At 71.5% G+C, this 18,089-nt stretch carries 12 protein-coding genes and 1 riboswitch; of the genes, 8 read left to right on the top strand and 4 right to left on the bottom strand.

All coding sequences use genetic code 11. The features are described from left to right. The first annotated feature begins 610 nt into the window (after positions 1-610). Positions 611-1,429, top strand: coding sequence for a serine protease (locus tag ACZ46W_RS06095; RefSeq protein WP_468331987.1), 819 nt, complete (start codon positions 611-613; stop codon positions 1,427-1,429). A gap of 363 nt (positions 1,430-1,792) precedes the next feature. On the opposite strand, the gene ACZ46W_RS06090 is transcribed toward ACZ46W_RS06095, so the two are convergent. Further along, complete coding sequence (locus tag ACZ46W_RS06090) at positions 1,793-2,020, bottom strand: DUF7455 domain-containing protein (protein WP_073755413.1); 228 nt, start codon at positions 2,018-2,020, stop codon at positions 1,793-1,795. Positions 2,021-2,461: 441 nt separating this feature from the next. Between ACZ46W_RS06090 and ACZ46W_RS06085 the strand changes: the two genes are divergently transcribed. The 3 genes from ACZ46W_RS06085 to ACZ46W_RS06075 all read left to right on the top strand — a co-directional run bounded on the left by ACZ46W_RS06085 (position 2,462) and on the right by ACZ46W_RS06075 (position 7,019). After that, positions 2,462-4,579 carry a DNA gyrase/topoisomerase IV subunit B gene (locus tag ACZ46W_RS06085; protein WP_468331982.1) on the top strand — a complete coding sequence of 706 codons (2,118 nt, stop codon included), beginning with the start codon at positions 2,462-2,464 and terminating at the stop codon, positions 4,577-4,579. Between the two features lie 167 nt (positions 4,580-4,746). Beyond that, the gene (locus tag ACZ46W_RS06080) at positions 4,747-5,247 is read left to right on the top strand and encodes a DUF485 domain-containing protein (protein ID WP_468331979.1); all 501 of its coding nucleotides are present in this window, start codon (positions 4,747-4,749) and stop codon (positions 5,245-5,247) included. Further along, entirely contained in the window at positions 5,244-7,019 is a 1,776-nt protein-coding gene (locus tag ACZ46W_RS06075) for a solute symporter family protein (RefSeq protein ID WP_468331976.1), read from the top strand. Before ACZ46W_RS06080 ends, ACZ46W_RS06075 begins: the two co-directional genes overlap by 4 nt. Positions 7,020-7,059: 40 nt before the next feature. Here the strand turns inward: ACZ46W_RS06075 and ACZ46W_RS06070 are convergent, their stop codons facing one another. Both ACZ46W_RS06070 and ACZ46W_RS06065 read right to left on the bottom strand, forming a co-directional pair. After that, positions 7,060-7,737 (bottom strand): response regulator, encoded by a 678-nt coding sequence (locus ACZ46W_RS06070; RefSeq protein ID WP_468331973.1) that lies wholly within the window; start codon positions 7,735-7,737, stop codon positions 7,060-7,062. Beyond that, positions 7,734-9,668: a sensor histidine kinase gene (locus ACZ46W_RS06065; RefSeq protein WP_468331970.1), complete on the bottom strand. Its 1,935-nt coding sequence runs from the start codon at positions 9,666-9,668 to the stop codon at positions 7,734-7,736. The genes ACZ46W_RS06070 and ACZ46W_RS06065 overlap by 4 nt, the downstream gene beginning before the upstream one ends. Before the next feature lie 239 nt (positions 9,669-9,907). Here ACZ46W_RS06065 and ACZ46W_RS06060 point away from each other — a divergent pair, with 239 nt between their 5' ends. Next, positions 9,908-10,972 carry a CobW family GTP-binding protein gene (locus tag ACZ46W_RS06060; RefSeq protein WP_468331967.1) on the top strand — a complete coding sequence of 355 codons (1,065 nt, stop codon included), beginning with the start codon at positions 9,908-9,910 and terminating at the stop codon, positions 10,970-10,972. Between the two features lie 297 nt (positions 10,973-11,269). Here the strand turns inward: ACZ46W_RS06060 and ACZ46W_RS06055 are convergent, their stop codons facing one another. After that, positions 11,270-13,723, bottom strand: coding sequence for a DNA gyrase/topoisomerase IV subunit A (locus ACZ46W_RS06055; protein ID WP_468331964.1), 2,454 nt, complete (start codon positions 13,721-13,723; stop codon positions 11,270-11,272). Between the two features lie 260 nt (positions 13,724-13,983). On the opposite strand from ACZ46W_RS06055, the gene ACZ46W_RS06050 reads away from it, so the two are divergent. The 3 genes from ACZ46W_RS06050 to ACZ46W_RS06040 all read left to right on the top strand — a co-directional run bounded on the left by ACZ46W_RS06050 (position 13,984) and on the right by ACZ46W_RS06040 (position 17,927). Then, entirely contained in the window at positions 13,984-15,321 is a 1,338-nt protein-coding gene (locus ACZ46W_RS06050; RefSeq protein ID WP_468332485.1) for a M16 family metallopeptidase, read from the top strand. 26 nt (positions 15,322-15,347) lie between these two features. After that, positions 15,348-16,715, top strand: a complete 1,368-nt coding sequence (locus ACZ46W_RS06045; RefSeq protein WP_468332482.1) for a M16 family metallopeptidase — start codon at positions 15,348-15,350, stop codon at positions 16,713-16,715. A gap of 246 nt (positions 16,716-16,961) precedes the next feature. Beyond that, a riboswitch (cyclic di-AMP (ydaO/yuaA leader) is annotated at positions 16,962-17,125 on the top strand. Positions 17,126-17,138: 13 nt separating this feature from the next. Continuing rightward, positions 17,139-17,927 carry a M23 family metallopeptidase gene (locus ACZ46W_RS06040; protein WP_468331961.1) on the top strand — a complete coding sequence of 263 codons (789 nt, stop codon included), beginning with the start codon at positions 17,139-17,141 and terminating at the stop codon, positions 17,925-17,927. The last annotated feature ends 162 nt before the right edge of the window (positions 17,928-18,089 follow it).

The following is an 18,089-nucleotide window of genomic DNA, read 5'->3' as shown; positions in this document are numbered from 1 at the left end:
AGCTCCTGAGTTCCGAGATACAGATGTCTCGTCTATGACTCGCCTTCCCTCGGTGACTGAGGCGACCCCGGAGGTCCTTGGTCGCCTCGTTCGCCACCTCGCTGAAGCCAGGCTCCAGCGGCGACAACAATGAGCCCGAGAACGGCCATCGCAGTGGCAGGCGCTTAGTCTCGAAGGTAGGGCCGGTGCCAGTGACGTTCGCTGAGGACCCTGGTCCACTCGGCGGCGAGCCGTTTCCGCCGGTCGTCAGGAAGCTCGTCCAGGGTGGGGCGGAGTCCGTCGACGATCTTTGCGACATCCTGCGGGTCGCGCCGGATGGGTAGACCAAGGTGGTGGGCGATCGTGCGGAGGGTCATGGTGAGTCATCTCAATCCGGGATATTTCACGGACTGTGCTCCCCACCCACCTGCATCCATGCAGGCCAAGCACAGCGCTCACCCGTCCATACTGCGCAACTACCTCGACTGAGGTCAGGCGGTCGTACGACGCGGAGGGCCCGGTTCCCCGAGGGGAGCCGGGCCCTCTGGCGTGTCCGCGCCGCTGGGGTGCGGGCCGCGCCACGCTGGCCGACTCTGGGTGAAGCTGGTTCACCGGAGAGTCAGGAGACCGCATGCGTCGTCCCATCAGCCGGAAGCGGACCGCGGCCGTTGCCGCCATCGTGGCCACGGCGGTCCTGCCACTCAGTACGCCCGCGCCCGCGTCCGCCGACAGCGTCGTCGTCGGAGGACAGCCGGTACGCGCCTCCGACAGTCCCTGGGCCGTGGCCCTCTCCAGCCGTGACCGGTTCGGGGGTACGCGCGCGGGGCAGTTCTGCGGCGGTGTGGTCGTCGCGCCCACCAAGGTGGTGACCGCCGCGCACTGCCTGGGGCCGACGGTGCTCGGTACGGAGGCGAGGGAGCTGAGCGACCTCAAGGTCATCGCGGGCCGCACGGAGCTGCGGGAGGCCGGAGGGCGGGAGATTCCGGTGACCAAGGTGTGGACCAGCCCCGCGTACGACGCCGATACGCAGTCCGGCGACCTCGCCGTGCTCACGCTGGCGAGCGCGCTGCCGCGTACGTACGTCATCAAGGCCGCCCGGCGTGGCGATCCGGCCTACCGGCCGGGCACGACCGCCACGGTGTACGGCTGGGGCGACACGACCGGCGGCGGCTCGTACGCGTACACGCTGCGATCGGCGGACGTACGCGTGCTGCCGGACGAGGTGTGTGCGCGGGCGTACCCGGCCCAGGGCGGCGGGGGGTACCTGCCGGCCACGATGCTGTGCGCGGGGGACCCGGAGGGGGGCCGCGACGCGTGCCAGGGCGACAGCGGGGGACCGCTGGTGGCGCGTGGGCGCCTCATCGGGCTGGTGTCCTGGGGCAGCGGCTGCGGTGAGCCGGGCAGCCCGGGGGTCTACACGCGCGTCTCAGCCGTCCTGCCTCCGCTGTAGGGACGACCACCGCTGTAAGCCGGGCCAGCGGGGCCGGGCCTGGCGGGCCGGGGCGTGCGCCGAGGCCGGGGTCTGGGCCGGAGCCGGCTGAGCGCTGGGGCTGCATGGGCTGAGGCCTGGGTCGCGGGCCGGGCCCGGCTGCAGGCGGGCCGGGGCCCGAGTCAAGGCGGGGGCTGAGCGCCGGGCCTGCGGGCCGGGGCCGTGCCAGGGCCGCCGGGGCCGAGGCAGGGGCTGCGGGCCGGGGCGAGGCTGAGGCCGCGGGCCCGGGGCAAGGCATGAGAACGGGCGACCGCCCCCTCGGTGGGGGGCGGTCGCCCGTCGGCCGGTCCTGGACCGGTCCCTGGCTCGTCGTGGATGCGAGTGTCAGCGGTCCTCTTCGACTGCGTTCGGCACGGTGGTGAGCCGGTCCGTCTCATCCTGTATTTCCGCGGCGATCTTCTTGAGTTCCGGCTCGAACTTGCGCCCGTGGTGGGCACAGAAGAGCAGTTCACCACCGCTGGTCAGCACGACGCGCAGATATGCCTGGGCGCCACAGCGGTCGCAGCGGTCGGCGGCCGTCAGCGGGCTCGCGGGGGTCAGAACAGTAGTCACGTCGCCTCTTCTCTAGCTCGACGAGCTGTCGTACCAGGGTCAACATCCAACCAGGCCGAAAACGTTCCCGCTCGTGGCTTTTCCCTGAAAGTTTTTCCAAGGAGGCTGTCTGCTGCCGGTTGGCGGCGAATGAGCCGTATTGCTGTGCTCTACGGGTTTCGCGTTGCTTGTCTCGTTCAGTCTCGTTCAGCCCTCCCGGCTGGTTGCCGGTTGTTCATGAGGACGTGCCCGGAGCCTAAATGGTTCATGCCTGGAAGGGAACGTGATGTCCACGTCACTCCATCGAGGGATCGAACACCCTTGCGACTCTGGACTAGCATGAGTTTTCACGTGGGTGGCGTTACAACGGCTCTACCAGGCCTCTGTACCCTCTGACCCGGTGACAGAAGCCGGGCCTTACCCCCACAGGCCACTTTCCAAATTCAGCGAGGAGCGAACCGCGTGACCGCCGAGACGTCCGTGCCGTCCAGTGCGCTGCTGACCGCAGACCGTGACGGTTCCAACTACACCGCGCGGCACCTGCTCGTCCTTGAGGGGCTCGAGGCGGTTCGTAAGCGACCTGGCATGTACATCGGCTCCACCGACAGCCGGGGCCTGATGCACTGCCTGTGGGAGATCATCGACAACTCGGTCGACGAGGCCCTCGGTGGTTACTGCGACCACATCGAGGTCATCCTCCACGACGACAGCTCGGTGGAGGTGCGCGACAACGGCCGCGGCATCCCCGTCGACGTCGAGCCGAAGACCGGCCTCTCCGGTGTCGAGGTCGTCATGACCAAGCTGCACGCCGGCGGCAAGTTCGGCGGCGGCTCGTACGCCGCCTCCGGCGGTCTGCACGGTGTGGGCGCCTCCGTGGTGAACGCGCTGTCGGCCCGGCTCGACGTCGAGGTCGACCGCAACAGCTCCACGCACGCGATCAGCTTCCGCCGCGGCGTTCCCGGGATCTTCACCGAGTCGGGCCCCGACGCCCCGTTCGACCCCGCCAACGGGCTGCGCAAGATCAAGCGCGTCCCGAAGACCCGCACCGGCACCCGCGTGCGGTACTGGGCGGACCGCCAGATCTTCCTCAAGGACGCCAAGCTCTCCCTGGAGAACCTGCACCAGCGCGCCCGCCAGACCGCCTTCCTGGTGCCCGGCCTGACCATCGTCGTCCGGGACGAGCGCGACCTGGAGGGGGTGGGCAAGAGCGAGGAGACGTTCCGGTTCGACGGGGGCATCAGCGAGTTCTGCGAGTACCTGGCGCAGGACAAGGCCGTCTGCGACGTGCTGCGGCTGACCGGCCAGGGCACGTTCAAGGAGACCGTGCCCGTCCTCGACGAGCGCGGGCACATGACGCCCACCGAGGTCACCCGTGAGCTCGGTGTGGACGTGGCACTGCGCTGGGGGACCGGGTACGACGCCACGATCAAGTCGTTCGTGAACATCATCGCCACCCCCAAGGGCGGCACCCACGTCACCGGCTTCGAGCGCGCGGTCACCAAGACGGTGAACGAGGTCCTGCGCTCCACGAAGCTGCTGCGCGTGGCCGAGGACGACATCGTCAAGGACGACGCCCTGGAGGGCCTCACCGCCGTGGTGACGGTCCGGCTCGCCGAGCCGCAGTTCGAGGGCCAGACCAAGGAGGTCCTCGGTACGTCGGCGGCCAACCGCATCGTCGCCAATGTGGTCGCCAAGGAGCTGAAGGCCTTCCTGACCTCCACCAAGCGCGACGCCAAGGCCCAGGCCCGCGCGGTGCTGGAGAAGGCCGTCGCCGCCGCCCGTACGCGGATCGCCGCCCGTCAGCACAAGGAGGCGCAGCGCCGCAAGACCGCGCTGGAGTCCTCCTCGCTGCCGGCCAAGCTGGCCGACTGCCGCAGCGACGACGTGGAGCGCAGCGAGCTCTTCATCGTCGAGGGCGACTCCGCGCTCGGCACGGCCAAGCTCGCCCGGAACAGCGAGTTCCAGGCGCTGCTGCCGATCCGTGGAAAGATCCTCAACGTCCAGAAGTCGTCCGTCTCGGACATGCTCAAGAACGCCGAGTGCGGCGCGATCATCCAGGTCATAGGGGCGGGTTCCGGCCGGACCTTCGACATCGACGCCGCCCGGTACGGCAAGATCGTCCTGCTCGTGGACGCCGATGTCGACGGCGCCCACATCCGCTGCCTGCTGCTGACGCTGTTCCAGCGCTACATGCGGCCGATGGTCGAGGCGGGCCGCGTCTTCGCCGCCGTACCGCCGCTGCACCGCATCGAGCTGATCCAGCCCAAGAAGGGCCAGGACAAGTACGTGTACACGTACTCGGACAACGAGCTGCGGCAGACGCTGCTGGAGTTCCAGCGCAAGGGCATCCGGTACAAGGACTCCATCCAGCGCTACAAGGGCCTCGGTGAGATGGACGCCGACCAGCTCGCGGAGACCACGATGGACCCGCGCCACCGCACCCTGCGCCGGATCAACATCGGCGACCTGGAGTCGGCGGAGCAGGTCTTCGACCTGCTGATGGGCAACGACGTGGCGCCGCGCAAGGAGTTCATCACCAGCTCCGCCGCGACCCTCGACCGGTCCCGGATCGACGCCTGATCCGCCTCCCCGATGCCCCGGCTCCCCCTGGTGGGCGGAGCCGGGGCATCGGTCGTCAAGGTCACCTGATGGGGTGAAGAGCGCGGAGAGAAGAGTCCGGGATCTTCCCGGTCTGCCCATCCTTGTGCACGCGGCTGAAACGGTTCGCCGACAAGGAGAGTTGACCGGTGGAGAACAGGGAAGCGCTCGATCCCGCCACGGCACGGATCGATGACCCGTGGTACGACGCGCTCGCCTCCGGCTGGGGCGAGGCGGACGGTACGGGGGCGCCGGCCGCAGCCGTGCCCGGCCCGGGCCGGGCACGGCAGGAGCAGCGGCGCGGTGCGGCCGACATCTACCTCGAGGTGCAGCGCAGCGCCGCCTTCCAGGAGGTGCGCGGCCGCTACCGGCGCTTCGTCGGGCCGGCCGTCCTGGCCTTCCTCGCCTGGTACCTGGTCTACGTCGTGGCGGCGACCACGGCCCCCGGGCTGATGTCGCGCCCGGTGGCCGGGGCGGTGAACGTGGCGATGGTCGCGGGACTCGGGCAGTTCCTCACCACCTTCCTGCTGACCTGGGCGTACGTCCGCCATGCCCGGCTGCACCGCGACCGTGCCGCGCTCGACCTGCGGTGGGCCGTCTTCGACCGGGAGAGGGAGCAGGAGCTGACGCGAGGGGCGGTCGAGCGTTGACCGGAGACCACCAGGTACTGGCCCTCCTGCTGTTCAGCGCGTTCGTCGCGGGTACCCTCGCGATCACGACCTGGGTGAGCCGCAACCGGCGCGGTTCGGCGGAGGAGTTCTACGCCGGAGGGCGGCTGTTCTCCCCCATGGAGAACGGTTTCGCCATCGCCGGTGACTACATGTCCGCCGCGTCCTTCCTGGGCATCTCCGGCCTGATCGCGCTCTTCGGCTACGACGGGATGCTGTACTCGGTCGGCTTCCTGGTGGCGTGGCTCGTCGTGCTGCTCCTGGTCGCCGAACTCGTCCGCAACTGCGGCCGGTTCACACTCGCCGACGTGATCGCGGCGCGCATGCGGGAGCGGCCGGTCCGTATCGCGTCGGGAACTTCCTCGGTCACCGTGTCCGTTCTCTATCTGGTGGCGCAGATGGTGGGGGCGGGCAGCCTCGTCGCGCTGCTGCTGGGCGGTACGAGCGAGGCCGCGCGTTCGTGGACCGTGATCGGCGTGGGCGCACTGATGGTGATCTATGTGTCATTGGGAGGGATGCGAGCCACCACCTGGATCCAGATCGTCAAGGCCGTGCTGCTGATGGCGGGCGCGATCGCGCTCACCGTGCTCGTCCTGCTGCGCTTCCACGGCGACGTCAACCAACTGCTCACCACCGCGGCGGAACGCAGCGGCCACGGCCGGGAGTTCCTCTCGCCCGGCCTCAAGTACGGCGGGGACTGGACCTCGCGGCTGGACTTCATCAGCCTCGGCCTGGCGCTGGTCCTGGGCACCGCCGGGCTGCCGCACATCCTGTCCCGCTTCTACACCGTGCCGACCGCGCGGGCCGCCCGCCGCTCGGTCGTCTGGGCCATCGGCCTCATCGGCGGCTTCTACCTGATGACGATCGTCCTGGGCTTCGGCGCCGCCGCGATCGTCGGCACCGAGGAGGTGCGGGCGTCGAACGCCGCGGGCAACACGGCTGTGCCGCTGCTCGCCCTCGACCTGGGCGGGGGAGCGGGTTCGACCGGAGGAGCGGTGCTGTTCGCGGTGGTCGCGGCGGTGGCCTTCGCGACGATCCTGGCCGTCGTCGCGGGCATCACCCTGGCCTCGTCGGCGTCGGTCGCGCACGACCTGTACGCCTCCCTGAGGCGTCGGCACGGGGAGCGGCCACAGGGGCAGCGGCGGTACGGGAAGGGGCGGTACGGGAGGCGACGGTCCGGGGAGGGGCGGTACGGGAAGCGGTCTCACGGCGCGCGGCCGCAGGCGGACCAGCCGCACGCGGAGCAGCCGCACGGGGAGGGGCCGCACGGGAAGGGGCCGCACGGGGAGGGGCCGCACGGCGAGCGGCGGTACGGCGAAGTGGCGGTGGCGCGCGTGGCGGCCGTCGGGATCGGTGCGGTCGCGATCGGTCTGGGCCTGCTGGCCCGGGACCTGAACGTCGCCTTCCTGGTCGGCCTCGCCTTCGCGGTCGCCGCCTCCGCGAACCTGCCTGTGCTGCTGTACTCGCTGTTCTGGCGGAACTTCACCACGCGCGGCGCGGTCTGGTCGGTGTACGGAGGGCTCGTCCCTGCCGTGCTGCTGGTGGCGTTCTCGCCGGTCGTCTCCGGGAGCCCCGACGCGCTCTTCCCCGGCCTGGACTTCCAGGTCTTCCCGCTCCAGAACCCCGGCCTGGTCTCCATCCCGCTGGGCTTCCTCGCCGGCTGGCTCGGCACCGTCACCTCCGCGGAGGCCCCGGACGAGGCCAGGCACGCGGAGACAGAGGTACGGGCGCTGACGGGCGCGGGCGCGGTGTAGGAGTCCCTGGTGGAAGCGCCCTACGTGGCCGCCCGGTGGCCTACGAGGTGGCCCAGGTGTAGCGGTGCTCAGGGCGGCCCGTCTCGCCGTACTTCAGCGACAGGCGCACCCGGCCCGCCCGCTCCAGGAGCTTCAGGTACCGCTGGGCCGTCTGCCGGCTCACCCCGGCCAGTTCCGCGATCTCCTGCGCGGACAGCGGTCCCTCGGCGGCCAGCAGCACCTGGCGCACGAGCTCGGCCGTGGTGGGGGAGTGGCCCTTGGGCAGGTCGGGCGCGCCCGAACTCACCGACAGGGCGCCGAAGATACGGTCCACCTCCGCCTGCTCGGCCTCGCCGCCCCCGTCGAGCGTGCGCCGTAGCGCCGCGTACGCCTCCAGCTTGGGCCGCAGGCCCGCGAAGTTGAACGGCTTCACCAGGTACTGGAGTGCGCCATGGCGCTGAGCCGCCTGCACGGTGGCCACGTCACGGGCCGCCGTCACCATGATCACGTCGGTCTGGTGCCCGCGCCGGCGCAGCTCCCGTACGACCGCGAGGCCGTTCTCGTCCGGCAGGTAGTGGTCGAGCAGGATGAGGTCGACCGGCACCTCCTCGACCCGGGCGAGTGCCTCCGCCGCCGTGTGAGCGAGCGCGACGACCTCGAAGCCGGGCACCTTGGCCACGTACGCGGCGTTGATCTCCGCCACCCGGACGTCGTCGTCCACGACCAGGACGCCGATCACCGCGACCCTCCCGGTGCGGCCGTCTCCGTCCCGGAGGGGCGCGACCGCGGCGGCTGAGGCTCCCCGGAGGCCGCCTGGGCGCCCTGGGGCGCCTCGGCCGCCTCCGCCGGGGGGACCTCGGCGGGCTGCCCCGCCAGTGCGTCCGCCTCGCCCCGCTGCGGGCCTCTTGCCGGTGCGGGCCCCGGTCCCGGTTCCGCTTCCGGCCCCAACCCCAGTCCAGGCCTCAACCCCAGTTCCGGCCCCGCCCCCGGCCTCGGCCCAGGCCCCGCTCCTGCTTCCGCATCCGTCAGGGCTTCCGGGAGGACGACGGTGAACTCGGCCCCGCCACCGGCCGCCTCGGACACGCGGGCGTGGCCGCCCTGGCGTTCTGCCAGGCGGCGCACCATGGCCAGGCCGAGCCCGCGGCGACCGCCGTGCGCGGGGCGGTCCTTGGTGGACCAGCCCTCCGTGAAGACCAGCTCCCGCCGCTCGGGCGGGACGCCGGGCCCGCTGTCGGTGACCCTGAGGACCGCCGTACGGCCCTCCGCGCGGAGCTCGACCTCCACGAGCGGTTCCGCCGACCCGGCCGCCGCGTCGACCGCGTTGTCCACGAGGTTGCCCACGACCGTCACGAGCTCCCGCGGCTCGACCAGCCGGTCGGGCAGCAGCGTCCCGGGCGTCAGGCGCAGCGAGACGCCGCGCTCCGCCGCCACCGTGGCCTTGCCGACGAGCAGCGCGGCGAGCAGCGGGTCGTGCACCTTCTCGGTGACCTGCTCGGCCGTCGCCCGGTGGACGCCCACCACCTCGGTGACGAACTCCACCGCCTCCTCGTGCATCTCCAGCTCCAGCAGCCCCAGCACTGTGTGCATCCGGTTGGCGTGCTCATGATCCTGGGCTCGCAGCGCGTCGATCAGGCCGCGCGTGGAGTCCAGCTCGCGCCCGAGCCGCTCCAGCTCAGTCCGGTCGCGCAGCGTGGCGACGGCGCCCCCGTCGTCCGTCGGCATCCGGTTGGCGATCAGCACCCGGTGCCCGCGTACGGTGACCAGGTCCTCGCCGGTGACCCGCCCGGCCAGCACGTCCGTCGTACGGCCCTCGCCGAGCACCTCCTCCAGCGGCCGGCCGGTCGCCTCGGGGCCCACGCCCAGCAGTCGCTGCGCCTCGTCGTTCACCAGCCGGATCCGCCCGGCCCCGTCCAGCGCGACGACGCCCTCGCGGATGCCGTGCAGCATCGCCTCGCGTTCGGCGAGCAGCGCCGAGATGTCGGAGAAGGCCAGGTCGTGCGTACGGCGCTGAAGGCGGCGCGAGATCAGATAGGCGGCCAGCGCCCCGACCGCCAGGGCGCCGCCCGCGTACGCGAACAGGCCCGGGATCGCCGCGAGCAGCCTGGCCCGCACGCTGTCGTACTCGATGCCGACGGACACCGCGCCGACGATCTCGCCCGCCCCGTTCCTCAGCGGAACCTTTCCGCGGGCCGAGCGGCCGAGCGTGCCGCTGTCGATCTCCATCACGTCCTTGCCCGCGAGCGCGTCGCTGGGGTCGGTGGAGACGACCTCGCCGATCTTGGCCGGGTCGGTGTGGGACCACCGCACCCCGCGCCGGTCCATGATCACCACGTACTCGGCGCCGGTGGCCCGCCTGATCCGCTCGGCCTCCGCCTGTACGGGGCCGGTGGCGCTCGGCGGCGTACGCACCAGCTCATCGGCGACGTCGCTGGACGCGGTCGCCTCGGCGATCGCCAGGGCGCGGCGCATGGCCTGGTCGTCGAGCTGGGCGCTGAGCGGGGCCAGGAACAGGCCGGTGGCCAGCACCGTCACGCCGACCACGATGGCCAACTGCATCAGCAGGACCTGCGAGAACACCCGCTGCGGCCAGCCGAACCGTCGGCGTCGCACCGCCGGCCGGCGCGCGGGCGGCGCGGCGGTGGCGGGCGACGAGGTCGTTGCGGGGCTCATGCCAGGAACCGTAAAGGCAGCCTCCCCCTTTACGAAATGTCCGGCGTCACGCCCGCCCACGCGAAAGGCCGCACCCCAGCCCCGCCCGTGCGGGAAGGCGGCACCCCAGCCCCGCCCACGCGGAAAGGCGGCACCCCAGCCACGCCCGTGCGGGAAGGTCCGCCCCGGACCGGCTCCGGCCCCGCCTATCCTGAGGGCCGCAAGCCGCCGAACGCGGAGCCGACCGAGAAGGGTGCCCCTTGAGCAGCGTGCCGCAGCAGATCCCCGTCGTCGTCCTCGCGGGTTTCCTGGGGTCGGGCAAGACGACCCTGCTGAACCATCTGCTCCGCAGCGCCAGAGGCACCCGCATCGGGGTCATGGTCAACGACTTCGGCTCCATCGAGATCGACGCCATGACCGTCGCCGGACAGGTCGGCTCCACCGTCTCCCTCGGCAACGGCTGCCTGTGCTGTGCCGTTGACGCGAGCGAGCTGGACACCTACCTGGAGACCCTCACCCGGCCCTCCTCCCGCCTCGACGTCATCGTCATCGAGGCGAGCGGCCTCGCCGAGCCGCAGGAGCTGGTGCGGATGATCCTCGCCAGCGACAACGAGCGCGTGGTGTACGGCGGCCTGGTCGAGGTCGTCGACGCGGCCGAGTTCGACGCCACCCGCGAACGGCACCCGGAGACCGACCGCCACCTCGCCATCGCCGACCTCGTCGTCGTCAACAAGGCCGACCGCGTCAACCCGGACGAGCTACGGCGTGTCCACGCGGCGGTCACCGAACTCGCCGACCGTGCCGCGGTGATCGACGCCGCCTACGGCAGGGTCGACCCCGAACTGCTCTTCGACCGCGCCGCCCGCACCGACGACGGCGGCTCACGCCAGCTCACCTTCGAGGACCTGGACGATCTGTACGTCGTCGAGGACGCTCACCCGCACGCCTCGTACGAGACGGTCTCCTTCACCGCCGGTGAGCCGATGCACCCCCGCAAGCTGCTGGACTTCCTCGACTCCCGCCCCGAGGGCCTCTACCGGATCAAGGGCTTCATCGACTTCGGCGCCGCCGACCCGGCCAACCGCTACTCCGTGCACGCGGTCGGCCGCTTCCTCCGCTTCTACCCCGAGCCCTGGCCACGCGGCGAACAGCGCCTCACCCAGCTCGTCCTCATCGGCTCCGGTACGGACGGCGACGCCCTGCTCAAGGCGCTCGGCGACTGCCGCGTCACCGGCCCGGAGGACGCCCCGGAGGAGCACACCATGTGGGGAGTCCTTCGCTACGTACCGGAGCCTGCCGAACCCGCCGACGAAGAACGTCCATAAGACAAGCCGGGACGACGCATGTGGCACCGCCGACCGAGACCGGCGCGAGCCGGGACCCGGGCGTGCCGGGACCCGGGCGTGCCGTGGGCATGACCTGGATACCGACCGCGCACGTCGAGCGGCAGTAACGAGGCGGGGGCTGCCCACCGGCGACGAGGGCAGCCCCTTGCGCAACATCCCCTGGCGCTGACTGCCACCGGCCCTGGCGGCCACCGGGCCTGACAGCGACCGGCCCTGACGGCCACCGGCGCGCCCGCCCCTTGGTGGGCGCGCCGTGTGTGGGGGCCTGGGGGCCCGTTACGACGCCGGACCCGCCAGCACCGCAACCGGCTTGGCGAGCGGGGTGCCCGAGCCGTCCCGGCGGGGGTCGATCTCGGGGAGGTCCACCGGGGTGCCGGTCTTCTGCGCCGCACGGGCCGGAGCCGCGCCCGCCCAGGCGAGCACCAGGACGTCCTCACCCTTCAGGAACCGCTGGCAGCGCACACCGCCCGTCGCGCGGCCCTTGCGCGGGTACTGGTCGAACGGCGTCAGCTTCGCCGACGTGGCCGCCGTCGGGTCCAGCGCACCGGACGAACCGGCGGCTGTGAACACCACCGCGTCGTCCGCCGGGTCGACCGCCGTGAACGAGATCACCTCGGCGCCCGCCGCCAGCTTGATGCCGGCCATACCGCCCGCCGGCCGGCCCTGCGGCCGCACCTGGGAGGCCTGGAACCGCAGCAACTGGGCGTCCGACGTGATGAAGACCAGGTCCTCCTCGCCCGTGCGCAGTTCCGCCGCGCCGACGATCCGGTCACCCTCCTTGAGGGAGATGACCTCCAGCTCGTCCTTGTTCGCCGGATAGTCCGGCACCACCCGCTTGACCACGCCCTGCACCGTGCCGATCGCCAGGCCGGGCGACGACTCGTCGAGCGTCGTCAGGCACATGACCGACTCGTCCTTCTCCAGCGTCAGGAACTCCGACACCTGCGCCCCGCCCGACAGGTTCGGCGCGGACGCCGTGTCCGGCAACTGCGGCAGGTCGATCACCGACAGCCGCAGCAGCCGCCCGGCGGACGTCACCACGCCGACCTCGCCGCGCTGCGTCGCCGGCACCGCCGAGACGATCACGTCGTGCTTGGTGCGCTTGCCGCCGCTGTCCGGCAGCGGCTCCCCGCTCGCCGTACGCGCCAGCAGCCCCGTCGACGACAGCAGCACCCGGCACGGGTCGTCCGCGACCTCCAGGGACGCGGCCGCGACGGGCGCGCCCGCCGACTCCAGCAGCACGGTGCGCCGCTCCGTACCGAACTTCTTGGCCACTGCCGCCAGTTCCGACGAGACCAGCTTGCGCAGCTCGGCGTCCGACTCCAGGATCCGGGTCAGCTCCTCGATCTCCTGGGTCAGCCGGTCGCGCTCGCCCTCCAGCTCGATCCGGTCGAACTTGGTCAGCCGGCGCAGCGGCGTGTCGAGGATGTACTGCGTCTGGATCTCGCTCAGCGAGAAGCGCTCGATCAGCCGCTCCTTGGCCTGCGCCGAGTTGTCGCTCGACCGGATGACACGGATGACCTCGTCGATGTCGAGCAGCGCCACGAGCAGGCCCTCGACCAGGTGCAGCCGGTCGCGCTTCTTGCCGCGCCGGAACTCGCTGCGGCGCCGGACCACCTCGAAGCGGTGGTCCAGGTAGACCTCCAGCAGCTCCTTCAGGCCCAGCGTCAGCGGCTGACCGTCGACCAGCGCCACATTGTTGATGCCGAAGGACTCCTCCATCGGCGTCAGCTTGTAGAGCTGCTCCAGGACGGCCTCGGGGATGAAGCCGTTCTTGACCTCGATGACCAGCCGCAGCCCGTGCTCGCGGTCCGTGAGGTCCTTGACGTCCGCGATGCCCTGGAGCTTCTTCGACGCCACCAGGTCCTTGATCTTGGCGATCACCTTCTCGGGGCCGACCGCGAAGGGCAGTTCGGTGACGACCAGGCCCTTGCGGCGCGCCGTCACGTTCTCCACGGTCGCCGTCGCGCGGATCTTGAAGGAGCCGCGGCCCGATTCGTACGCGTCCTTGATCCCCGACAGGCCCACGATCCGGCCACCGGTCGGCAGGTCCGGACCCGGCACGTACCGCATCAGGGTCTCCAGGTCGGCGCCCGGGTGCTTGATCAAGTGCCGGGCCGCGGCGATGACCTCGCCCAGATTGTGCGGCGGCATGTTGGTCGCCATGCCGACCGCGATCCCGGACGCACCGTTGACCAGCAGGTTCGGGAAGGCGGCGGGCAGCGCGACCGGCTCCTGCTCCTGCCCGTCGTAGTTCGGCGTGAAATCGACGGTGTCCTCGTCGATCGACTCCGTCATCAGGGACGTCGCGTCGGCCATCCGGCACTCGGTGTACCGCATGGCGGCCGGCGGGTCGTCATTGCCCAGCGAGCCGAAGTTCCCGTGGCCGTCCACCAGCGGCAGGCGCATCGAGAACGGCTGCGCCATGCGCACCAGGGCGTCGTAGATCGACGCGTCACCGTGCGGGTGGAGCTTGCCCATCACCTCGCCGACGACCCGGGCGCACTTCACGAAGCCGCGCTCGGGCCGCAGGCCCATCTCGTTCATCTGGTAGACGATGCGACGGTGCACCGGCTTCATGCCGTCGCGCGCGTCCGGCAGGGCCCGGGAGTAGATCACCGAGTACGCGTACTCGAGGAAGGAGCCCTGCATTTCGTCGACGACGTCGATGTCGAGGATCTTCTCCTCGAAGTCGTCGGGCTGCGTGGTCTTCGTGCTGCGGCGGGCCATCGCGGCTGCGGCTCCTTCACCAACAAGGTTGATCTGACGCCGACCATTGTGGACCGTCCCACTGACAACGCCGACCGCGACCCGGAAGAGGGACGCAAGCGGGATCCGGGAACTTCGCCGGGTGTCAGTCCGCTTGCATACAGTGGCAGGACTTTCACAGCGGTCCGCGGCAGGTCGCAGCAGGTGCATACAGTGGCAGGACCACCGCGGCGGTCCGCGGCTGGACTTTTCACACAGCGATCGAAGGGACGTACATGCCCATGGGTCACACGGCCACAGCCCAGGCCGGCTCCGGCGGCCTGACAGCGACCGAGCACCGCTTGGCCAACGGCCTGCGCGTGGTGCTCTCCGAGGACCACCTGACCCCGGTCGCCGCGGTCTGCCTCTGGTACGACGTCGGCTCGCGCCACGAGGTCAAGGGCCGTACCGGCCTCGCCCACCTCTTCGAGCACCTGATGTTCCAGGGCTCGAAGCAGGTCCAGGGCAATGGCCACTTCGAGCTGGTGCAGGGCGCCGGCGGCTCCCTCAACGGCACCACCAGCTTCGAGCGCACCAACTACTTCGAGACCATGCCCGCCCACCAGCTCGAGCTGGCCCTCTGGCTGGAAGCCGACCGGATGGGCTCCCTCCTCGCCGCGCTCGACGAGGAGTCCATGGAGAACCAGCGGGACGTCGTCAAGAACGAGCGCCGCCAGCGATACGACAACGTTCCCTACGGCACGGCCTTCGAGAAGCTCACCGCGCTCGCCTACCCGGAGGGCCACCCCTACCACCACACCCCGATCGGCTCCATGGCCGACCTGGACGCCGCCACCCTCGAGGACGCGCGGAACTTCTTCCGTACGTACTACGCGCCGAACAACGCCGTCCTGTCGGTCGTCGGCGACATCGACCCGGCGCAGACGCTCGCCTGGATCGAGAAGTACTTCGGCTCCATCCCCGCCCACGACGGCAAGCAGCCGCCCCGGGACGGGACGCTGCCCGAGATCATCGGCGAGCAGTTGCGCGAGGTCGTCGAGGAGGAGGTCCCGGCCCGCGCCCTGATGGCCGCCTACCGGCTCCCGCACGACGGCACGCGCGAGTGCGACGCCGTCGACATCGCCCTCACCATCCTGGGCGGCGGCGAGTCGTCGCGGCTGCACAACCGCCTGGTGCGCCGCGACCGCACGGCCGTGGCGGCCGGCTTCGGCCTGCTGCGCCTGGCCGGGGCCCCCTCGCTCGGCTGGCTGGACGTCAAGACGTCCGGCGGGGTGGAGGTGCCCGACATCGAGGCCGCCGTCGACGACGAGCTGGCCCGGTTCGCCGCCGAGGGCCCGACGCCCGAGGAGATGGAGCGCGCCCAGGCCCAGCTCGAACGCGAGTGGCTGGACCGGCTCGGCACGGTCGCGGGCCGCGCGGACGAACTGTGCCGGTACGCCGTGCTGTTCGGCGACCCGCAGCTCGCCCTGACCGCCGTCCAGCGCGTCCTGGACGTCACCGCCGAGGAGGTCCAGGCGGTCGCCAAGGCCCGCCTCCGCCCCGACAACAGGGCGGTGCTGGTCTACGAACCCGTCAGCACCGACCACAGCGAGCAGGAAGAAGAGGGGGCCGGCCAGTGAGCGACGCCGCCACGTCCTTGACGTCCATGGAGTTCCACCCGCAGCCCCGCCCCGGGACCGCCAAGCCGTGGGCCTTCCCCGCCCCCGACCGGGGCGCGCTGGACAACGGCCTGACCGTGCTGCGCTGCCACCGCCCCGGCCAGCAGGTCGTGGCCGTCGAGATCTTCCTCGTCGCCCCGCTGGAGGCCGAGCCGGAGGGCCTCGACGGCGTCGCCACGATCATGGCGCGCGCCCTGTCCGAGGGCACCGACAAGCACTCGGCGGAGGAGTTCGCCGCCGAGCTGGAGCGCTGCGGCGCCACCCTCGACGCGCACGCCGACCACCCCGGCGTACGAATCTCCCTCGAAGTCCCGGTCTCCCGGCTCGCCAAGGCCCTCGGCCTGGTCGCCGAGGCCCTGCGCGCGCCCGCGTTCGCCGACAGCGAGGTCGAGCGCCTCGTCCGCAACCGGCTCGACGAGATCCCGCACGAGATCGCCAACCCCTCGCGCCGCGCCGCCATGCAGCTCTCCAAGGAGCTGTTCCCGGCCACCTCCCGCATGTCACGCCCCCGCCAGGGCACCGAGGAGACCGTCGCCCGGATCGACGCCTCGGCCGTACGCGCCTTCTACGAGGCGCACGTCCGCCCCGCCACCGCCACCGCGGTCGTGGTCGGTGACCTCACCGGCGTGGACCTCGACGCGGTGCTCGCCGACACCCTGGGCGCCTGGACCGGCGACATGGCCGAGCCCCGTCCCGTACCGCCCGTGACGGCCGACGACACGGGCCGCGTCGTCATCGTCGACCGTCCCGGCGCCGTACAGACGCAGCTCCTCATCGGCCGCATCGGCCCGGACCGGCACGACCGGGTCTGGCCGGCCCAGGTGCTCGGCACCTACTGCCTGGGCGGTACCCTCACCTCCCGCCTGGACCGGGTCCTGCGCGAGGAGAAGGGCTACACCTACGGCGTACGGGCCTTCGGCCAGGTGCTGCGCTCCGGGCCCGAGGGCAACGGCGCGGCCATGCTCGCCATCAGCGGCTCCGTCGACACGCCCCACACGGGCCCGGCGCTCGACGACCTGTGGAAGGTGCTGCGCACCCTCGCCGCCGAGGGCCTGACCGACGCCGAGCGGGAGACGGCCGTGCAGAACCTGGTGGGCGTCGCCCCGCTCAAGTACGAGACGGCCGCCGCCGTCGCGGGCACCCTCGCCGACCAGGTCGAGCAGCACCTCCCGGACGACTACCAGGCCCAGATGTACGCCCGGCTGGCGGAGACGGGCACCGTGGAGGCCACCGCGGCGGTCGTCAGCGCGTTCCCGACGGACCGTCTGGTCACGGTCCTCGTCGGCGACGCGGCACAGATCAAGGAGCCCGTAGAGGCACTCGGAATCGGTGAAGTGACCGTCGTAAGCGGCTGATTGACGCGGTTTCCGCTCACCCGAGGTGACGCGGCTCCGCCTCGCGTCCTCCTCGCGAGCGGCCGCTCACCGGGACCCCGGCATCGCCCGATGCCGGGGTCCGCCCGTATGTCCGCTTTGTTGCGGAGATTCGGTGTCTGCCCTGTGGCGTGCGCTACAAAAAACCGTGTCTGTTTGGTGATTGAAAGATCGGCCGCTTAGCGTCTGATGCGCTGTCCGACCGGTACCCGCCGCACCCGCGGCACCGGACAGCCATCGCCGAGTCCCCATCAGGCGCGAGCCTGGGGAGCCGGGGACCCACGCAGTCCCTGGGGTGAATCGGACGCCTTCGCACCCGTGCGGAGGGGTCCGTAGGAGACCTTCCTGCTCCGAACCCGTCAGCTAACCCGGTAGGCGAGAAGGAAGGAAAGGACCAGCCACTTCATGGCGTTCACCCGTGCCACCGGGAAGCACCGTGCCCCGAGCCGCCTGAGCCGTAAGAGCGCACACGTCGCCGGAGTCGCGGCCCTCGCCACCACCGGCGTCATCGGATCCCTCGCTTCCCCGGCGCTCGCCGCGAACCCGGAGGCTGTGCCCCTCTCGCTCGAGGACACCGGCCTCAACCAGGCCGTCATCACCGACACGCTCGCCGAGCAGGTCGACGCCCAGGCCGAGGCCCAGGAGCTGGAGGCCCAGGAGGCCGCCGCCAAGGCCGCCGCCCAGGCGAAGGCCGAGGCGGAGGCGAAGCGCAAGGCCGAGATCCGGGTGCAGGCCGCCCGCGAGGCCAAGGAGCGCGCCGACCGCGAGGCCGAGCGCAAGCGGCTCAACGCCTTCCAGCTCCCGGTCGCCGGCACGTACGTCAGCACCGGTTACCAGACCGGCGGCGCCATGTGGTCCTCCGGCAGCCACACCGGCATCGACTTCCACGCCGCCTCCGGCTCCCGCGTGGTCTCCGTGGGCGCGGGCACCGTCGTCGAGGCGGGCTGGGGCGGCGCGTACGGCAACAACGTCGTGATCCGGATGAACGACGGTACGTACACCCAGTACGGCCACCTGTCCTCCATCAGCGTCTCGGCCGGCCAGACCGTCATGCCGGGCCAGCAGATAGGCCTGTCGGGCTCGACCGGCAACTCCTCCGGCCCGCACCTCCACTTCGAGGCCCGGACGAGCGCCGAGTACGGCTCGGACATCGACCCGGTCGCCTACCTCCGCTCGCACGGCGTCAACGTCTGACCCTCTCTGTTCGTCAGGCAAGGCCCCGGTTCGGATGCGAACCGGGGCCTTCGCCATCCCGGGGCCCCTGGCCGGGTACTCCTGGCCAGGGCCTCCTGGCCAAAAAGAACTCCATGGATTCAGGGTGGCTATCGGAAATTGCGGCCCCCTGCAATAGAGTCA

The sequence above is a fragment of the Streptomyces sp. NPDC031064 genome, assembly GCF_055570965.1.
Note: the sequence above shows the minus strand (reverse complement) of the source record. Positions and strands in the feature narration are given on the sequence as shown.

Excerpts from the sequence above, each read along its gene's own strand:
- ACZ46W_RS06065 (WP_468331970.1), bottom strand. The coding sequence starts at position 9,668 with ATGAGCCCCGCAACGACCTCGTCGCCCGCCACCGCCGCGCCGCCCGCG.
- ACZ46W_RS06040 (WP_468331961.1), top strand. The coding sequence starts at position 17,139 with ATGGCGTTCACCCGTGCCACCGGGAAGCACCGTGCCCCGAGCCGCCTG.
- ACZ46W_RS06095 (WP_468331987.1), top strand. The coding sequence starts at position 611 with ATGCGTCGTCCCATCAGCCGGAAGCGGACCGCGGCCGTTGCCGCCATC.
- ACZ46W_RS06050 (WP_468332485.1), top strand. The coding sequence starts at position 13,984 with ATGGGTCACACGGCCACAGCCCAGGCCGGCTCCGGCGGCCTGACAGCG.
- ACZ46W_RS06055 (WP_468331964.1), bottom strand. The coding sequence starts at position 13,723 with ATGGCCCGCCGCAGCACGAAGACCACGCAGCCCGACGACTTCGAGGAG.
- ACZ46W_RS06045 (WP_468332482.1), top strand. The coding sequence starts at position 15,348 with ATGGAGTTCCACCCGCAGCCCCGCCCCGGGACCGCCAAGCCGTGGGCC.